Raw genomic sequence first — 18,881 nt, 5'->3', positions numbered from 1 at the left:
TTCAAATATTTTATTTTTTAATGGTTTATTTTATATTTTCAAACACAGAATTGATTAATTTTTTTTGTATTTTATCGTATCGTTTGTGTGAGCCCGGTGAAGGAGAACCGCTTTCGGATGTATAAATACCTTCAATATTGAATTTTCTAAATTCTTTGAGTATGTACCACCAAGCTCCCATATTTTCGGGTTCTTCTTGTGCCCAAATTAACTCTTTTTGAAAAGAATACTTTTGTAATATTTGTCGGATTTTATCCCAATGTAAAGGATATAGCTGTTCTATACGTACCAACGCCACTCGTTCCTCTTTTAGTTCTTCTCTTTTCTTATCTAATTCATAGAATAATTTACCTGAACATAAAACGACACGAGTTATTTTTTCAATATTAGTTGCTTTTGAATCATCGATTACCTCTTCAAAGGCACCTTCTGCTAGTTCTTCCAGGGTAGACACTACTTGAGGGTGTCTTAGTAAACTTTTAGGAGAAAAAACAATCAATGGTTTCCTATAATCAGTTTTCAATTGTCGCCTTAAAGAATGAAATAAATTCGACGGAGTAGTTGCATTTACTACATACATATTTCCATTGGCACAAAGAGATAAGAATCGTTCGATCCTTGCCGAAGAATGTTCTGCTCCTTGTCCTTCAAAACCATGCGGAAGTAACATAACCAATCCGTTTTGCATTTTCCATTTATCTTCAGCAGCAGAAATATATTGATCAATTACAATTTGTGCTCCGTTGGCAAAATCTCCAAATTGGGCTTCCCAAATTGTAAGCGAGAAAGGAGAAGTCATGGCATATCCATATTCAAATCCTAAAACTCCATATTCTGACAGCAGGGAATTATAAACATAGAATTTAGCTTTGGTATTCAAGCTGTTTAATAAGATGATTTCTTCTTCTGTGTCTTCCGTTTTAATAACTGCATGGCGGTGTGAAAAAGTTCCTCGTTCAACATCCTCTCCGGATAATCGGACATGATGTCCTTCCGTTAACAGCGAACCGTAAGCCAATAATTCTGCCATCCCCCAATCTATGGTTTGGGTAACATCAATCATATCCCGCCTTTGTTTCAATAAACGTTTGGTTTTATTAAAGAGGTTTTTTCCTTCCGGTATTTCCGTAATTTGATGCGCTATGGTACGCAAGTTTTCCAATGGAAAGGTTGTATCTATGGGTGTTAAAAGTTCGGCAGCTCCTACTCTTTCAAAATCTTTCCATTCTTGCTGCATGAATAATTCAACGGTCGCTTGTTCCATTTCTTTGGAATCTTCCAAATTTTTATCCAGTAACTTTCTGTATTCTTCGTCATCGTCAGCCACCATTTTTTGCGTAATGATATCATCTTTTTCAAGTTTTGCTCGATATATTTCTCTGGGATTCGGATGATTTTCAATTATTTTATATAATTGAGGCTGTGTAAAACGAGGTTCATCGCCCTCATTATGTCCATATTTTCTATAACCTAAAAGGTCAATAAAAACATCTTTATTAAAGGTATTCCTGTAATCCGAAGCAAATCGTACTGCATGGATAACTGCTTCCGCATCATCTGCATTTACATGCAATACCGGACATAAAACCGTTTTAGCTATGTCTGTACAGTAGGTGCTGGAACGTGCGTCTAAATAGTTGGTAGTAAATCCTACCTGATTATTGATTACAATATGAATGGTTCCACCGGTTTTATAGCCGTCCAAATTCATCATTTGAATTACTTCATATACGATTCCTTGAGCGGCAATGGCTGCATCTCCATGGATTAGTATAGGCATGACTTTACCGTAATCTTCTTGATATTCGTGATCTGTTTTTGCTCTCGCAATTCCTTCCACTATGGCATCAACGGTTTCCAAATGCGACGGATTGGGAGCTAAACTTATTTTAACGGTTTTACCTTTTTTAGTTTTATAATTATTACAAGATCCTAAATGATATTTTACATCTCCTGAAAAAATCGTTTCTGAATAATCTTTACCCTCAAACTCATTAAATATTTGCGAATACGATTTATTAAATATATTGGCTAAAACATTCAATCTTCCTCTATGGGCCATCCCGATAACGATTTCTTCTACTCCTAATTCTGAGGAATGGTTAATTATTTCATCTAAAGCAGGAATTAAAGTTTCTCCACCTTCTAATGAAAATCTTTTTTGCCCGACAAATTTCGTATGTAAGAAATTTTCAAAGGCAACGGCATGTGAAAGCTTTTTTAATATTCTTTTCTTCTCTTCTACATCTAATACGGGCTGATTAAAATTTTGCTTTATCCAATTTTGAATCCAACGGATTTCTTCGGGTTTTCTAATATATATGTATTCAATTCCAATAGAACTGCAATATTCTTTATTAAGGATATCTATTATTTCTTTTAAAGTATATTCTCCTTCTATTCCTATAATTTTACCGTTGACAGGTACGGATAAATCTGACTCACTAAGTCCGAAATTTTCTATGCTTAAATCGGGAGTATAGGTTCTTCTTTGCCTGACCGGATTGGTTTTAGTAAATAAATGCCCTCTTGTTCGATACCCGTTTATTAAATTTATTATCTTAAATTCTCTTATAATATCTTCAGAAATTCCTTTTGCATTTGAAAAGTCCTTTTCACTATATTGATTATATTCTGATGTTTCATTGTAGGATTTTCGGGCAAAATCAAATCCTTGAAAAAAACTTCTCCAGCTGGGTTCTATGCTATCGGGAAATTTCAAATATTTTTGATACAACTCATCTATGTATTCTGAATTGATTGCATTTAAAAATGAAAATTGGTCCATTTTATTTTTTGCTTTAACGGGTATATTTTATTTACTGTATAGGTTCAAATCTACTGATTTTGATAATATCTTCAAAGTAAATATTTTTTATATTATAAATTTATTGGTAGCAAGTGATCAATTATTTTTTTAAAATAAGATTCTTATTTTTAGCTTGTATGTGCTTTGATACATTAACATTCTATATAAATTCCTCATTAACTACCCTATTCATCCTAATTTTAGTTATGCTATAATTTTAACATTTCCAGATTTTATCTATATTTTAAAAATGACATTAAGCAACTTAAAGAATATTAATTTATAGGTTATATATTTAAGCTACTAAAACTTTAAGTGATTGAGGTAATAAGGAAACTGTTAGTTTTTTAGCATTGGTGGGTATATATTCTCCATCAATTTGCAAATATTTTCCATCAAATTCAATTTCTAATTGATTGGATTTAAAAAATATTTTCTTCTTACTTCCGAAATTAGTATTTAATAAATATCCCATACCGATTAAACCAAATGCTCCCCAGGAACATTCAGTTATCAAATTAACATCAAATTTACCGTCCTGCAAAGAAGCTTTTGGCGAAATGGAAAACCCGTATCCTAAGCAATTACTGTTAGAAATATTCAGCATCATGGCTTTTCCCTTGAAGTTTTTCGTTTCTGAATGCATATCAATCTGAATGGGCTTATATTTAAAAACACTTACGATAGCACTTTTAACATATCCTGCTAACTGTCTTTTCTTTTGATGAGCATATTCTTTCACAGTATGTGCATCAAATCCTATACCTGCATTACTGAAGAAATATATATTATTAATCTTTCCACAATCAATTTTTTTACTAGTATGTTGGGAAGTTTTCAACGATTGTAGAGCTTTTTCATAAGTAAGAGGAATATGTAAATGTCTGGCCAATCCATTTCCGGAACCTATAGGAACGATTGCTAAGGGGATTTCTTTATTAAGTAAGGCAGTAGCTACTTCATTAAGTGTTCCGTCACCTCCACAACTTACAATAATGTCGGCTCCTTCTTTAATGGATTGCAATGCAAATTTATATCCATCATCTTTTTTTCTTGTTACTTTGATTTCTTTATCATAGTCTGCAAAAAGTTCTTCAATCCTATTTTTTACTTTCTTACCTAATCCTTTACCTGAAATAGGATTAACTATAAAATGAATTTTTTTGTCTTTCATTTTAATGGGTTATGAACTTAGTTGGTACTATTTTTTAAATCTTTGATCATTTGTATGGGATCTTTCGCATTGAAAATGCTACTTCCGGCAACCAATACATCGGCTCCGACATCAGTTAGCTTTTTAGCATTTTCGAGACTTACTCCTCCGTCAACTTGTATTAATGCTTGTGAATTTTTTTGGATAATTAAATCCTTACAAGAGGCTATTTTTTTATATGAGTTTTCAATAAATTTTTGTCCTCCAAACCCGGGATTTACAGTCATTACTAACACTAAATCCAAATCTTGGATAGTATCATCCAATAAATTTATATTGGTATGCGGATTTAAGGCCACTCCGGCTTTCATACCTAAATTTTTAATTTCCTGAATAGTCCGGTGTAAATGGATACAGGCTTCATAATGAACCGTAATATAATCTATACCTAAATTTTTAAAAGTTTGAAAATATTGACTCGGATTTACAATCATTAAATGAGCATCTTTGATTTTTTTAGCTTTTTTATTAACAGCTTCTAAAACCGGAAATCCGAAAGAAATATTAGGGACAAATACTCCATCCATGATATCTATATGAAACCAATCGGCTTCGCTCGAATTGATCATTTCTATATCTTTATCTAAATTCCCAAAGTTTGCCGAAAGGATGGAAGGTGCTAGTAGTGCCATTTTTTTTATACAAATTTATAAAAAACTATTTACTAATCGATATTGAAATTTAGCCGAAAAAATGAGTGCGACTTACTATCCATCACTTTACACGAAGAATTTAGGCATTACATTTGTATAAAATTTCATTTATGAATTTATATATTAAAAATATGGTTTGTGATCGCTGTATTTTTGCGGTCGAGGAAATTTTAAAAGAAATTCATATTAAGCCGGTTACTGTTAGGCTTGGAATGGTTATTTTAAATGAGGAATTGAGCAAAGAAAAGGAGCATATTTTTAGTGATAAATTAGAAAAACTGGGCTTCGAGCTTATTAGTGATTCAAATCAAAAAATAATTGAAAAGATTAAATCTCTGTTAATTTCACAGATTCGAGAACATACAGCACCATCGATAACTTATTCTGAATTTTTATCCCAAAAAATAAACAAAGACTATTCCTATTTAAGCAAACTTTTTTCTTCTTCTGAAGGCATTACCATTGAACATTATATCATTCTTCAAAAAATTGAAACCGTAAAAGAATTATTGTCTTATGAGGAATTGAATTTATCAGAAATCTCTTATAAACTGGGATACAGCAGTGTAGCTCACCTTTCTGCGCAATTTAAAAAAGTAACCGGACTAACACCCTCTCAATTTAAAGCTCAAAAAATAAAAACAAGAAAAAGTATAGATAAAATAATATAATATTTTCCATTTCTTATTATATATTAATTTATTTATTTAAATATTATATTATTTTAGTATATAAATATAAAATGATTTATTAAAGTTTATGGTTATAAGATATTAAATTTATGATATTTATCTATTTTTATTCAATTTCATATAAAATTTTAGACATGAAATAAAATTTTTTATAATATACTTATTAATTTGGACTTTTACTATTATATTTATAGTTTTGTCATCGTTAATTTAATTGCTTTTTAACAATGAACAGGAATAAGACCTTTGACTCTTTGAAATTTATATTAGTTTGTTTTGTAGTATATGCTCATACTACCGAAAACCTTTACAAAGATAGAGGAACAGCTGTTTTAGTTAGCTTTCTCTCTACTTTTACCATGCCTCTTTTTATATTTATATCCGGCTATTTTTCAAAAAACATTACGTGGGACAAATACACCAAGTCATTTAAATCTTTAGGACTCACCTACTTAGCCGCACAGCTAACTTATTCCATCCCTTTCATAACCGTACAAGCAGTAACCCTTCCTGCAGATCAATTTAATATTATTCAAAAAATTATTTCGATTTTCATTCTTCCTTATGGAGGGCTTTGGTATGTGGTTGGTCTATTAGTTTGGAGACTACTTGTTTACTATATTGCTAAGTTTAACTTAAAATTCCCATTAGTGTTTAGTCTTTCACTAATTATACCTTTACTGTTTGGCTTTATAGATATCCAGTTAAATGCCTTCAGAGTAATAACCTTCTTTCCGTACTTTGTTTTAGGTTATTATTGCAATGAACAAATGTTCAATAAAATCAGAAAAGTTAATCCTATTATACCCGTTGTTATTTTATTAGCCATATTCACCGGTTTATTCTTTTATAAAAACCTTTTTTATTTTGTGATGGCTACTTTTGGGGAAGGATCTTATAAAAGTACTTATCCGACTCTTTTACAGGGATTTTTATATAGAGCATCTTTCTATTTAATTAGTATGATAAGTATTACTTGCGTAATAAATTTAGCAACTGATCGATTTTATAAATTAGGTAAATATTCGTTGGGAATATTTTTGGTGCATCCTTGTGTTATTTTTACAATAGCAGGTATCCGAATGTATTTACTTCCTCCTTTAGATATTACCTACCCGATTCTTTTTGATTTTCCACTATCAATGGTTATAACCTTTATAAGTTTATACTTATCGGAAACAAAACCGATCCAATATTGGATGAGTCCAATAATGTTTTTTCAAAAAAAATAAAAAAATGCCTGTTTAATACAGGCATTTTTTTTGTTATTCACCCTTTTTTTAAAATACTCATACTTTTAGAGATAATTTATTAATAAGCAATTCATTTGTATATTATTTAATTTGTTAAATTGTGTATTTGATAAATAATAAGCTTATTTTTTTTATTCAAACTAACTACTTTATATTTTCAAAACTTAAGCTAATTTCACTAATAAATAAAATTAAAAAGCTGTAATTTAGCAATCCATTATGATATTAGTTACAGGAGGTACGGGCTTAGTAGGAAGCTATCTTTTATTAAAGTTAGCCGAAAAAGGTGAGCAAGTTAAAGCTTTATATAGATCGGAAGATTCTAAACAAGAAGTTTTCAACTTGTTTAAATTATACGAACCGGAAAGATTTAACAAATTATATGATTCTTTACAATGGATTAAAGGGGATATTCTTGATATTATTTCCCTGGAAGAAGCTTTTATAGGTGTAACAAAAGTATATCATGTTGCCGGAAAGGTTAGTTTTGATGAAAAAGATAAAAAAGAATTACGCAAGATAAATATTGAAGGAACTCAAAATATGGTTAATTTATCTATTAATCATAAAATAGATAAATTTTGTTATATAAGTTCAATTGCTACCTTAGACCCCAATTTAGAAGATTCCTCAATTAATGAAAATGCTGAGTGGAATTTTAAATTCAATCATTCTTCCTATGCGTGCTCGAAATACGGAGCTGAAATGGAAGTGTGGAGAGGTTCTCAAGAAGGATTACATGTGTTAGTTGTATATCCGGGTATCGTTTTAGGTTCCGGAAATTGGAAACGAGGCAATGGATTACTCTACGATCAGGCATATGCAGATCGAGCCTATTATACTTCGGGGATCACCGGATGTATTGATGCTTCGGATGTCGCTGATATTTGTATACGACTTATGGATGATCCTTCAATAAGTAATGAAAAATTTATATTAACAGCAGACAACATATCGTATAAAAACCTCATGTGCCTGTTAAGAAAAGAATTGAATAGGAAACCTCCTGTTAAAATATCTAATTCATTGTTAAAAAGGATATCCGTATTGTCTCGGTTTTTACCCGGTAAAAAAACGTTAAGTAAGCCTGTTTATTTAGCATTGACTTCTCAAAACACCTATTCCAACGACAAGATAAAAAAATTATTATCGTATGCCTTCATACCTATTCAAGATTCGTTAAAATTTCACGCTAAAAATTATCTACAATATAAAAAATTAAGTAATGACTGAGGAAAATTTTATTCCATCTGAAACGTATAAAAATATAGAAAATGGAGAAGTGAACGCTAAATGCAGTTCGAATATAGCATTAGTTAAATATTGGGGTAAATATGATTTACAATTACCTGCTAATCCATCCATAAGTTACACACTTACCGAAAGTTTTACGGAAACTTCAATCCAATTTCAAAAAACTGACAACTTTTCAATAAAAGTATATCTGGAAGACCAAATTCAAGAAAATTTCGCAGCAAAAATTCATACCTATTTTCTATCTATAAAAAAATATTTACCATTCATTGACCAATATTCATACACCATACATACAAAAAATTCTTTTCCTCACAGTAGTGGAATTGCTTCATCTGCATCCGGATTTGGTGCTTTGGCCTTATGTCTTATGAATATGAGCGAATTATTGGGAGAGAAAAATTCTGAAGAGTTTACGTTAAGAAAAGCTTCTTTTTTGGCTAGATTAGGTTCCGGAAGTGCATGCAGATCAATTTACAAGGGATTGGCTATATGGGGAAAGAGTCCAAATATACCTTTCAGTTCCGATTTATATGCTATTCCTTTTCCCTATGAAATAGCTCCTATATTTAAAGAAATTCAAGATACCATTTTATTGGTCCATGAAGGATCTAAACAAGTAAGCAGCTCCGTTGGCCATAGTTTAATGAAAGGACATCCCTATGCATCCACACGCTTCCAAGAAGCAAATAAAAATTTATCTGAAGTTTGCGATTTGATTCAATCCGGAGATTGGGAACAATTTGGTAAAATAGTTGAACATGAAGCATTGACACTTCATGCCATGATGATGACTTCTACCCCACCCTATATTTTAATTAAGCCAAACACATTGGCGATCATTGATAAAATTTGGAAATTCAGACATGATTCTAACGCTCAATTATATTTTACTTTGGATGCCGGAGCTAATATACATCTACTTTATCCTGAAAGAGAAAAAGGTCTGATTACCAGTTTTATAAAAAATGATCTTATTAAATATACTGAAAATGGAAATATAATATTAGATCGGGTTTTATTTTAAACATAAGGTATAAAAAAACAGTTTAAATCTTTACAAAAAAATGTAAAGTCTTCTTTATAAGAACGAAAAAAAGAGGGAATTTGCTTGTATATATCAAACAAAATATTACCTTTGTTAAATTAAGATAAATAACCTTATTAAAATTAAATCATCATGAACAAATCAGAATTAATTGATGCAATTGCAGCTGATGCTGATATTACTAAAGCAGCAGCAAAAAAAGCTTTAGATTCATTTTTGAATAATGTAACCAAAGCATTAAAAAAAGGAGACAAAGTTACTCTTGTAGGTTTTGGAACTTTTTCTGTTTCTAAAAGAAGTGCAAGAGAAGGAATTAATCCTCAGACAAAAGCTAAGATTAAAATTCCTGCTAAGAAAGTTGCTAAATTTAAAGCAGGTGCAGAATTATCCACTGCAGTTAACTAGATAGACTAAATTAATTAAGTTTAAAAAAATTAAAGGCTGTTATGATAACAGCCTTTTTATTTATTTTGTAATGAATTTGACACGTATTTAAAAAAATACTAATTTCTAAATTTCGTCATCTTCATTAAAATTCCTCAGAGCTTTAACTTCATTTCTATTACGTATAGTTGATAAAATATTCTTACCTTTAGAAATGACCATAGGAACAACATAAGAAGAAGCTAACATGATCAATTTCCCTGATAAAGATTTCTTATTTACAAACCTTGAAATTACTTTTTCAGTTCCGAAACCTATTCCAAAATTAATTAGCATCTTTAAGAGATTTGAATTAGAAACAAAGGAAAATGCTTTGTCTCTTACATTATCATTAACTAAACCTAAGGTTTCAGGTAAATGACTAAAAGAGAGTTTATTCTCCATATCAGAAATCTCATCTTTTAATACACGTTTACGTAATAAAAAATCTTCGTACGTATATCTTCCGTTAGTTTTTGTCATTAAGTTCATTTTCTTTTACATTTAAATGTAATTCAATAATTTTCCTCTCAATAAATTTTTTGATTTTCGAATAATTGGAAAGAAGAATCATAAAAATGATGAGATAGATACAAGAAATAATTAAAATGCCTAATCCCATATTATTAAAATGAGTTCCAAGCATTACTCCCAGAGCAATACTGGCTAAAAATAAGAACATCATTCCTAAGCTGAAAACAATAATGATGAAAATTACTATGCTCAACAAACCGGAAATAGTCTCAGTCAATTCCAATTTAAGAAGTTCGATTCTATTATTGATATATTTTTTTACAAAACCTAACATAAGTTATTAAAATATAGTGATAAAATTAAAAAAGAGTCATTAAAACAGACTCTTTTAAATTTTCAGTAATTATTTTTTGGTCAACTCATCGTATTCCTCCGCGAGATGATCAATTGTCTCATCTTTTTTTCTGTTAAACTCTTTTTTGTACTTATCATATCCCTCCTTCAATTCATCTTTATATTTATGATAAGAATCCTTAAGACTTTCCCCTAAATCTTCTGCTTTTCTTTTTATTTTTTTACGGGTGTTTTTACCTTTATCAGGAGCAATTAACACACCGGCAAGAAATCCGGCAACAGCTCCTAATACCATACCGGTTAAAACATTTTGAGCATTTTTATTTCCCATACTAATTACTATTAAATATTATTATAATGTTATTTTTAGAATTTTCGCACTTTACTTAAGACAAGAAAAAACAACTAAGATTATCAATTATTTAGCTAAACATTTAAATAAATTTACTATTTATACAATATGCTTAAACTATAATAATTAAAAATTTAAAACTTATTTTTAATTTTGTTGCCTTAAACAAATTTACTCAATAAATTTGTAATTTCCAAAACAACATAAAAAATTATGCCAAAGTTCTCTTCACGAGGTTTAAATATGCCTGAGTCTCCTATTAGGAAACTAGCTCCTTATGCAGTTAAAGCAAAGGAAAAAGGGTTACAAGTATACCATTTGAATATCGGGCAGCCGGATATCAAATCCCCGCAAACTTCCATCGATGTTTTAAAAAATATTGATATTGATATTTATGCGTATACTCCTTCTGAAGGAAAATTTGATTATAGAGAAACACTAAAAGATTATTATCACTCGTTAGGATTCAATGACTTAACCAGAGACAATTTTATTATTACCAACGGGGGGTCTGAAGCCCTTTCATTTTCTTTAAGTTGCTTATGCGATCATGGAGATGAAATTATCGTTCCTGAGCCGTTTTATGCAAATTATTATAGTTTTGCAGAATCTATTGGTGTTACTATAGTTCCCATTGTTTCAACTATTGACAACGGATTTTCATTACCCGATATTGAAAAATTCGAAGAACTAATTACACCCAAAACCCGTGCAATTCTCATTACCAATCCAAGTAATCCCACCGGTTACCTTTATTCAAGAGAGGAATTGCAAAAATTGGCAGATATTGCAATTAAACACGATATATTTCTTATATCCGATGAGGTATACAGAGAATATGTATACGATGGTTTACCATTTCATTCCGTATTAGATTTTCCTGAACTTAAAGACAATGTGATAGTTGTAGATTCCGAATCCAAACGTTACAGCCTTTGTGGAATCCGTTGCGGTTTTTTAGTTACCAGAAATACAAAATTTTTGGAAATAGCCTTAAAATTCGCCCAAGCTCGTTTGAGTCCATCTTTAATTGGACAGATTATTGCCAATGCCGCACATAAACAACCTCTGTCGTACATTGAAAACGTAAGAAAAGAATATTCGGAAAGACGGGACTTATTGGTAAAATTACTTAATGAAATCCCGGGGGTAATTTGTCCCAATCCCAAAGGATCTTTTTATTGCACTGTAGAATTGCCGGTTGATAATGCTGAGGATTTTTGTTTATGGATGTTAAAAGACTTTGAATATGAAAACGGTACGGTTATGCTTACCCCTGCACAAGGTTTTTACTCCAACCATGAACATGGCAAAAAACAGGTTAGACTTGCTTATGTAATCAATAAAGATGACATTGCCCAATCCATAAAAATTATAAAAAAAGGTTTAGAAAAATATAATTCACTTCAATGATAGTTCAGGAGAATAAGGATATAAAAAAATTTACGACTTTTCAAGTACCTGCGCTTTGTAATTTTTTTACGGAAATATCTACACTCGAAGAGCTCAACGAGTCTTTAAATTTTTCTGAGAATCAAAATTTACCTGTATTATTTATAGGGGGAGGAAGCAATATTTTATTTACAAAAGCTTTTCACGGATTAGTTATACAAATTAAATTAAAGGGAATTCAAGAAAGGCCGGGTAACGATGAGAATCATGTATTCGTATCTGCTATGGCCGGAGAAAATTGGGATTCTTTTGTGAGCTATTGTGTAGATAAAAATTACGGAGGATTGGAAAATTTATCTTTTATTCCGGGAAATGTTGGAACCTCTCCTATCCAGAATATCGGTGCTTATGGAGTTGAAATGAAAGATTGTTTTTATCAACTGAAAGCTCTTAATCTAAAATCCCGTGAAATAGAGATTTTTTCTTCTGAAGATTGTAAATTCGGATATAGAGAATCTTTTTTTAAGAATGAAGGAAAAAATAAATATGCCATTATTGAAGTTACTTTTCGATTAACCACTAAAAAACATAAACTTAAACTCTCATATGGAGATATAAAAGAAGAACTTATTAAAAAAAATATTTCTGAACCCTCTTTGCTAGACGTAAGAAATCAAATTATAGCTACCCGTAAACGTAAACTTCCTGATCCCGCACTTTTGGGAAATGCAGGAAGCTTTTTTAAAAATCCGATTATAACGATCGATCAATTAACTAAAATTCAAGAAAATTACCCAAATATACCTTTTTATACCATTTCCGATACTTGGGTTAAGATTCCTGCTGCTTGGTTAATTGAAAAAGCCGGTTGGAAAGGCCAAAAAATCGGAAACGTGGGTGTGCACGAAAAACAACCGTTGGTGTTAGTTAATCTGCATAATGCTGACGGAGAAGAAATTTTATCACTATCAAACTCTATAATTGAAGATGTTAATAAAATTTTTAATATTCAATTAGAACGAGAAGTAAATATCATCTTATAAATTTATATTTTTGCCTCCTTATTAAAATATGAAGATATTCCTTTATCCCTTTGCCGGTCTGTATTGGCTGGTTACTTATATTAGAAATAAATTTTTTGATTGGGGACTTTTACATTCAAAAAGTTATAAAAAACCGATTATCACGGTAGGAAATTTAAGCGTTGGAGGAACGGGTAAATCACCTTTCGTTATATATTTAATCGGATTGTTGAAAGATACTCATCTTATCGGTGTTTTGAGCCGAGGCTATGGAAGGAAATCCAAAGGTTTCCATTTTGCAAATTATACTACCAGTTATGAAGATATTGGTGATGAACCCATGCAATTTTTTTTACGTTTTAAAAACAAAATAATTGTAGGAGTAGACGAAAAAAGAGCCCATGGAATCGACAATCTTATCAAAGATTTTAATCCTGATCTTTTTATTTTGGATGATGCTTTTCAACATCGGTATGTAAAGGCGGGATTGAATATTCTTTTAACAGATTACAGTCATCCCTATTATGACGATCATATTTTACCTGTTGGACATTTACGTGAAGGCAGATACGGTGCTAGAAGGGCACAAATAGTTGTTGTTACCAAATGTCCCGAAAATTTAGATGAAGAAAATAAAAAGACCATTGAAAGAAAATTAAAATTACAACCCTATCAATCTTTGTTTTTTTCAACGATCATATATAAAAAACAGGTGATCTCTTCTACTTTAACTTTACCTATTGATGATCTGCTTTCTTATCAGATCTTATTAGTAACAGGAATAGCTAAATATCAGGATATATTGGAATTTGCGGAAAGTAAATTTTCATCGGTTACTCATTTACAATTTAAAGATCATCATAATTTTTCGGAAGCGGATATCGTTGAAATTGAAAAAGCTTATCAAAAATTAGATGGTAAAGCAGTCATTTTAACTACTGAAAAAGACTTTATGCGGTTAAAACATTTTCAACAACTGCAAGATATTCTTTTTTATCTTCCTATTAATATTAAATTAGACAGACCGGAAGAGTTTAAAAAATTACTAACGAAATTCGCTGGATAATGAGAGGTACTCATCTTTGAAATAGATATTTATCTATATTTGAATGGATTTCCTTATCTTTATCACAAAATTTTAACATTAAATTACCTTTACATGAATAAAAAGATATTATTTTGGGTTTTTCTTATTACAGGAATAATATGGATTTTAGGGGCAAGTTATTGGTATATATGGATTGAAAATCTGGATTTAAGCAAATTAAATTTAAGCAATAATGACCCGAATACTAAGGCTTTTTTTAAAGCTGTTTCTGTGGTATTCGTACCTTTATTGATCACAGCTTTTCTTTTTTATTTTATAGGTTTATTGTTTGGTAAAAAAGAGGAAAAATATTTTACGGATATTGAAAAAGAGAATGAGCAATTAAAAAATGAAATTGCCACGCATATTGATAAAATTGAAACCATGAAGGTTTTATATACCGGTGGAAAAATCAGAAGAAGACCCATAGAGACGCTTGAAAACACCTCTACCCTCTCTGCTTCTGAAAACGGTATTGTTGATGAAGAAAATAAAGAAAATACGCCCATTAAAAAAGATGATTTAAAAATTATTGAAGGTATTGGTGAACGTATTGAATTCTTTTTAAATGAAAGCGGCATTTATACTTGGGAACAACTTTCTCAACAATCTGTAGATTCATTGAAAAATATTCTTGAGCTTTATGAAGGAGCTTCTTATCGTATACACAATCCAAACCATTGGCCGCAACTGGCTGAACTGGCTGCAACAGATCGATGGGATGAGTTTGAGGCTTTGCAAAAGTCTTTGTAGAACAAATTCTGTTTCTTTTATTAATGTATAAAATATAAAATCGAGATATTTTAAAATTATATTCTTATTTGATTTATTGACATTTTGATTTTAATTGCAAAGTCTTAAAAATTAAATGCCTCCATCGTTCATTATTGATTAATACCTAAACGTAATTATAAATTTATCAATCTTTTCTACTAAATCTTTTTTTAAATAAGTTATCTGACGTTTTCAATTCTTATATGTATAAAGGGTTGATAGAGTTACTTTTAACTCAGCTATTTTTGATGCAGACTATCTATTTTATTAAGATAAATTCTATTTTAATTGTAAAAAATTCACTTTTTACCTGAAAATTTTTAAATAAAACTTGCATTGTAACAAATTTGTTGTATATTTGCACTCACAAACACCGCGGGATGGAGCAGTAGGTAGCTCGTCGGGCTCATAACCCGAAGGCCACAGGTTCGAGTCCTGTTCCCGCTACCAAGTTTAAAAGAGAATCAAGCATATTGATTCTCTTTTTTTGTTTATGAATTTTCTAATTTTATTTTCGAACTACTACAAAACATATTTATAATAGTATAAAAAAAATGTTATATTTTATGAACAAATATTTTTTTATCTATGTTAAGAAGTTGGAATATTATAAATAATCTCTTTTTCTTGTAAATATTTTCTTTGTAAAGATCTTCTTTTTCGGTATAAAGGTTAATAATATTTACTTAATCCCGTAACTTTGCTCTATGGGAAACCAATATTTATTGCATAAATGGTTTTGTTTAACTATTTCACGCTCAATAAATATATAATTTCTTATAAAATCAGGCTTTCAAAAATAAGCTGGCGATTGTCTTAGTTTTATTCTAAGGCTATATTCACGATAAGTAAGAATAAAAAGCCATTATAATTTTGTACTATATTTATAAAATTAATCTCTTTTTTAAAACTTATAAATTTTCCAGTAAACAAAGTGAATAATTTTCGAAAAGATCTATTCCTTTTATATTGTTTAAATAAGTTTACTTATCCTTTTTTATAAGTAATAATTTAAATCGTTATTCATTTTCTTCATCATTATAAAACACATAATAGTTTTGTAGGTATTTTATAAGAAGTATTTTCTATATAAGTCTTATTCTCTTTGATAAATTGGCAGAGCTGCAAAAAGTATTGAAACATTAGTAAATCGCTGTTGACCATCTATTATTTGCAATTGGGATATATTCGAAATGGCAAGAATGCTTTCCTGAAAATAGATCACAAACTCCATAAAGTGTCAACTGGTATATTATCATCCAATACTTAAAATATTTTTAAATAAATCTTGACAATGTTCCAATATTTAGTTATAAATACGTTGGTATATTGGAATAACAAATTGATTACGTGATTTGAGTATAGATGCTGATTCTTTCATAGATTTTAGTTTTCAGGTTTTACGTTTACTTTTTATTATAAACTTTTTATTACTTCAGTAATTGTTCTGAAAGTATAAGTATCTGGTACTTGAACTGATTCGAAAGCCATAAAATACTTATATTTTTCACCTGCTTTTTCAGCCCATTTTTTACCTAATAAATTTTTATTTTTACTATCTTCATTATTTAAATGATCTCCTTTTACTTCTAATAAAATCAGATTATTCTTTTCGGTACAAATGATAAAATCCGGGTAATGGTTTTTGTTATATCCGTTCAGAAAAAAACCTTTCTTTCGCTCTAAATTCCGATGCCAGAACTTTACATTTTCTAAAGCGGCTACTTCCATAATGAGTTTATGTTCTGACTGATTCATTTTCTCTTCCTGTTCATATAAGGATTTAATGATTGGACTGCTAGGTTCTACCAGGTTTACCTGCTTAGGAAAACTCCAACTTTCTTTAGTGATAATATGGTTGGTATCTAGTAATCGGTTAAAACTTTCCCGGGAATAGACATCGGTTAATTTATTTATTTTTTCTTTTATTTTTGCTATGTATATATATACGTTAGTAACTATATCTCTAATTTGTTCCGTATTGGTAAGATTTTCAAAAATTTTGTTTACATATTTGGTTAAATCCTGCTGAGAGATAGGGCTCTGATCTCCCAGTTTTCTAACTATTAAGCTACTTATCTGTCTTATTTGTCCTTCTTTCGGAGTGTTGAGTATGGCGTTGAGTAACAATTCTTTTCCCCGGGTTACTATTTTTTCCGTTTTAACGGTTCCTGTTCGTTCATCTATATCTGTTTTATAAATATCGGCAGAGATTTTAAAGTCAATCTGTGTATCCTGAGTGGCTAAGACAAATCCTTCTAAAAGACTGTTTTTACTAAGAAAAATTTCATTTTCTTTCAATTCTTTAAAAAGAATTGCATTCAAATCTTCTACTGGAGATTTTTTAAAAAACTGAGGTAATTTCATATTACCGTCAGTATATTCTTCATTTATTTTATAGGTTTTCATTGTTCCTCCCATTGCTTGTATAAGATAGGTGTCATCGTCTTCATCGGTAATTGCAAGTTTTTGTTCAAACTCTTTTCCTTCAATTATCGCTTTTTCGGTTATTTGCTGAACAATACTATTATCTGTTACTTTCGAAACAATTCCGTTATCATTTAACGGGATATACTCTATTTTTTCAATTGCAAAATCATCATCTGAAGAGGTGGTTTCCGGTGTATCAACAGAAAGCAATTCCTGCTTTAAAATATCATTGTCTGTAAGCTCTTCTTCTTGTTGGGTATCAGTTGCATAATAATCATCTTTACTAAAGCCGGAATCTTGCAATCCTTTCACAATTTTATCCAGTGTTTCTTTAAATTTAGCAGAAGCCGTAAGAACAAAGGAAAGGTTTAGGAGATTTTCCGAGTGTTGAGTTACATAGGGTTGACGTAAAATACGCCCTAAAATCTGTTCAACATCTACTGCGGAAGATTTATCTGCCAATGAGGCTAAAATATAGGCATTGGGACAATCCCAACCTTCTTTTAATGCATTAATAGTAATAATGTACCGCACCGGACATTCTTTGGAAGTTAAGTCTATTCCTTTTAGTTCATCTATTCCGCTGACTTTTATTTTGATTTGTTCTTCTGGTATACCTAAGCGAATTAGTTTTTCTTTTATATTCTGAAAAGTGGTATTATCTTTTCCTTTAATATTGGATTGGGCCTGAAATAAAATAATCGGGCGTATGTATTTGCCCTTCTGTTTTTCTTCTTCTTGTGCCAGTAATTCTAATTGTCGTTGTAAATGTAAGGCACTGCTAATCACCTCTTCTTTCCGGTTGTGATTGTACACAATCACCGGAAGTTTTACCATGTGTTCTTTTTTCAGCTCTACTGCATTTACAAAACTGATAATATTACTGTTCGATTTGGGGGTTGCAGTTAAATCCAATACCAGAGAAGGGTTTAAATTGTTTAGCATTTCCACGCTTAAATCGCTTTCTGCATTATGACTTTCATCTACTATTACGACGGGATTAAGGCTTCTTATTACATTAATCAGAGCCGTTCTGTCGGTTCCTTCCAATACTACTTCTTCATCAATAAGAGTGTCGGCAAAGGATTCTAAGGCACCGTTTTCCTGATATATTTTACGATCTTCCTTGTTGGCTTTATTTATTCGTAAACTGCTAAAATTGAAAATAAAAATATTTAATTGCTCCAGTGCTGAGGAAGGATTAAAATTAGCTCCCTGCAATAGTTGCTCTTTTCCGTATACCTCTACTCTTCCGTTAAAGAGAGTATTGAGTTTTTGGCGGTACGGATGAGAAGAGTTGGATAAATTACCCACCGTTTGTTGCAACAGGTTAGACCAGGGTACCAGCCAAACCACGGCCTTTGGATTTCCTTTGTTAAAATAAGTGTTAATACTTTTTAAGGCATTACAGGCAATAAAGGTTTTTCCGCCGGCAGTAGGTACTTTTATCGCAATATGAGCCGCTCCGGGAATGTTATCTTTATACGGTCGCTTTCCGGTGGTAGAACCGTCTAATTTTACGGTATATTCTCCCAGTTTATCTTTCCAGTATTCATTAAATGCCTGTGCCGGAGAGCTACATTCTTCCAGATAACTCAAATAGTTTTCTAAATCGGTTATTACTTTTTGTTGGTAGGGTTTTAATTCCATA

General features: G+C 30.6%; 16 protein-coding genes and 1 tRNA gene. 10 read left to right on the top strand and 7 right to left on the bottom strand.

Features of this window, described 5'->3' with window-relative positions; translation table 11 throughout:
- Positions 1–25 precede the first annotated feature (25 nt).
- The 3 genes from G8C41_RS03135 to rpe all read right to left on the bottom strand — a co-directional run bounded on the left by G8C41_RS03135 (position 26) and on the right by rpe (position 4,654).
- Positions 26–2,788 carry a 2-oxoglutarate dehydrogenase E1 component gene (locus G8C41_RS03135; protein WP_166006078.1) on the bottom strand — a complete coding sequence of 921 codons (2,763 nt, stop codon included), beginning with the start codon at positions 2,786–2,788 and terminating at the stop codon, positions 26–28.
- A 316-nt stretch (positions 2,789–3,104) separates the two neighbouring features.
- The gene (locus G8C41_RS03130) at positions 3,105–3,983 is read right to left on the bottom strand and encodes a diacylglycerol/lipid kinase family protein (RefSeq protein ID WP_160566409.1); all 879 of its coding nucleotides are present in this window, start codon (positions 3,981–3,983) and stop codon (positions 3,105–3,107) included.
- A gap of 17 nt (positions 3,984–4,000) precedes the next feature.
- Entirely contained in the window at positions 4,001–4,654 is a 654-nt protein-coding gene (gene rpe / locus G8C41_RS03125) for a ribulose-phosphate 3-epimerase (RefSeq protein ID WP_105297791.1), read from the bottom strand.
- A 131-nt stretch (positions 4,655–4,785) separates the two neighbouring features.
- Here rpe and G8C41_RS03120 point away from each other — a divergent pair, with 131 nt between their 5' ends.
- The 5 genes from G8C41_RS03120 (at position 4,786) to G8C41_RS03100 (ending at position 9,327) form a co-directional block, all read left to right on the top strand.
- The gene (locus tag G8C41_RS03120; RefSeq protein ID WP_166006077.1) at positions 4,786–5,346 is read left to right on the top strand and encodes a helix-turn-helix domain-containing protein; all 561 of its coding nucleotides are present in this window, start codon (positions 4,786–4,788) and stop codon (positions 5,344–5,346) included.
- Between the two features lie 248 nt (positions 5,347–5,594).
- Positions 5,595–6,599: an acyltransferase family protein gene (locus tag G8C41_RS03115; RefSeq protein ID WP_160566418.1), complete on the top strand. Its 1,005-nt coding sequence runs from the start codon at positions 5,595–5,597 to the stop codon at positions 6,597–6,599.
- 240 nt (positions 6,600–6,839) lie between these two features.
- Positions 6,840–7,853 carry an SDR family oxidoreductase gene (locus tag G8C41_RS03110; RefSeq protein WP_166006076.1) on the top strand — a complete coding sequence of 338 codons (1,014 nt, stop codon included), beginning with the start codon at positions 6,840–6,842 and terminating at the stop codon, positions 7,851–7,853.
- Complete coding sequence (locus G8C41_RS03105) at positions 7,846–8,901, top strand: diphosphomevalonate/mevalonate 3,5-bisphosphate decarboxylase family protein (RefSeq protein WP_166006075.1); 1,056 nt, start codon at positions 7,846–7,848, stop codon at positions 8,899–8,901. The genes G8C41_RS03110 and G8C41_RS03105 overlap by 8 nt, the downstream gene beginning before the upstream one ends.
- Before the next feature lie 153 nt (positions 8,902–9,054).
- Positions 9,055–9,327 (top strand): HU family DNA-binding protein, encoded by a 273-nt coding sequence (locus G8C41_RS03100; RefSeq protein ID WP_105297795.1) that lies wholly within the window; start codon positions 9,055–9,057, stop codon positions 9,325–9,327.
- A 105-nt stretch (positions 9,328–9,432) separates the two neighbouring features.
- On the opposite strand, the gene G8C41_RS03095 is transcribed toward G8C41_RS03100, so the two are convergent.
- From G8C41_RS03095 to G8C41_RS03085, 3 genes are all read right to left on the bottom strand, one after another.
- The gene (locus G8C41_RS03095) at positions 9,433–9,828 is read right to left on the bottom strand and encodes a hypothetical protein (RefSeq protein ID WP_166006074.1); all 396 of its coding nucleotides are present in this window, start codon (positions 9,826–9,828) and stop codon (positions 9,433–9,435) included.
- Entirely contained in the window at positions 9,815–10,153 is a 339-nt protein-coding gene (locus G8C41_RS03090) for a phage holin family protein (protein WP_160543133.1), read from the bottom strand. The genes G8C41_RS03095 and G8C41_RS03090 overlap by 14 nt, the downstream gene beginning before the upstream one ends.
- Positions 10,154–10,222: 69 nt before the next feature.
- Positions 10,223–10,504, bottom strand: coding sequence for a YtxH domain-containing protein (locus G8C41_RS03085; protein WP_160543134.1), 282 nt, complete (start codon positions 10,502–10,504; stop codon positions 10,223–10,225).
- A 234-nt stretch (positions 10,505–10,738) separates the two neighbouring features.
- Here G8C41_RS03085 and G8C41_RS03080 point away from each other — a divergent pair, with 234 nt between their 5' ends.
- The 5 genes from G8C41_RS03080 to G8C41_RS03060 all read left to right on the top strand — a co-directional run bounded on the left by G8C41_RS03080 (position 10,739) and on the right by G8C41_RS03060 (position 15,250).
- Positions 10,739–11,938, top strand: a complete 1,200-nt coding sequence (locus G8C41_RS03080) for a pyridoxal phosphate-dependent aminotransferase (protein WP_160566432.1) — start codon at positions 10,739–10,741, stop codon at positions 11,936–11,938.
- The gene (gene murB / locus G8C41_RS03075; RefSeq protein WP_166006073.1) at positions 11,935–12,960 is read left to right on the top strand and encodes a UDP-N-acetylmuramate dehydrogenase; all 1,026 of its coding nucleotides are present in this window, start codon (positions 11,935–11,937) and stop codon (positions 12,958–12,960) included. The genes G8C41_RS03080 and murB overlap by 4 nt, the downstream gene beginning before the upstream one ends.
- A 28-nt stretch (positions 12,961–12,988) precedes the next feature.
- Entirely contained in the window at positions 12,989–14,005 is a 1,017-nt protein-coding gene (gene lpxK, locus G8C41_RS03070; RefSeq protein ID WP_166006072.1) for a tetraacyldisaccharide 4'-kinase, read from the top strand.
- Between the two features lie 93 nt (positions 14,006–14,098).
- The gene (locus G8C41_RS03065) at positions 14,099–14,779 is read left to right on the top strand and encodes a hypothetical protein (RefSeq protein WP_166006071.1); all 681 of its coding nucleotides are present in this window, start codon (positions 14,099–14,101) and stop codon (positions 14,777–14,779) included.
- Positions 14,780–15,174: 395 nt separating this feature from the next.
- Positions 15,175–15,250 (top strand) — tRNA-Met (locus G8C41_RS03060).
- 966 nt (positions 15,251–16,216) lie between these two features.
- On the opposite strand, the gene G8C41_RS03055 is transcribed toward G8C41_RS03060, so the two are convergent.
- Positions 16,217–18,880, bottom strand: coding sequence for a DEAD/DEAH box helicase (locus G8C41_RS03055; RefSeq protein WP_166006070.1), 2,664 nt, complete (start codon positions 18,878–18,880; stop codon positions 16,217–16,219).
- Between the last annotated feature and the right edge of the window lies 1 nt (position 18,881).

Origin of the sequence: Apibacter sp. B3706 (assembly GCF_011082725.1) — a bacterium.
Classification (GTDB): Bacteria; Bacteroidota; Bacteroidia; order Flavobacteriales; family Weeksellaceae; genus Apibacter.
The sequence above is the reverse complement of the archived record's forward strand: the minus strand, read 5'-3'. Positions and strand labels throughout refer to the sequence as shown.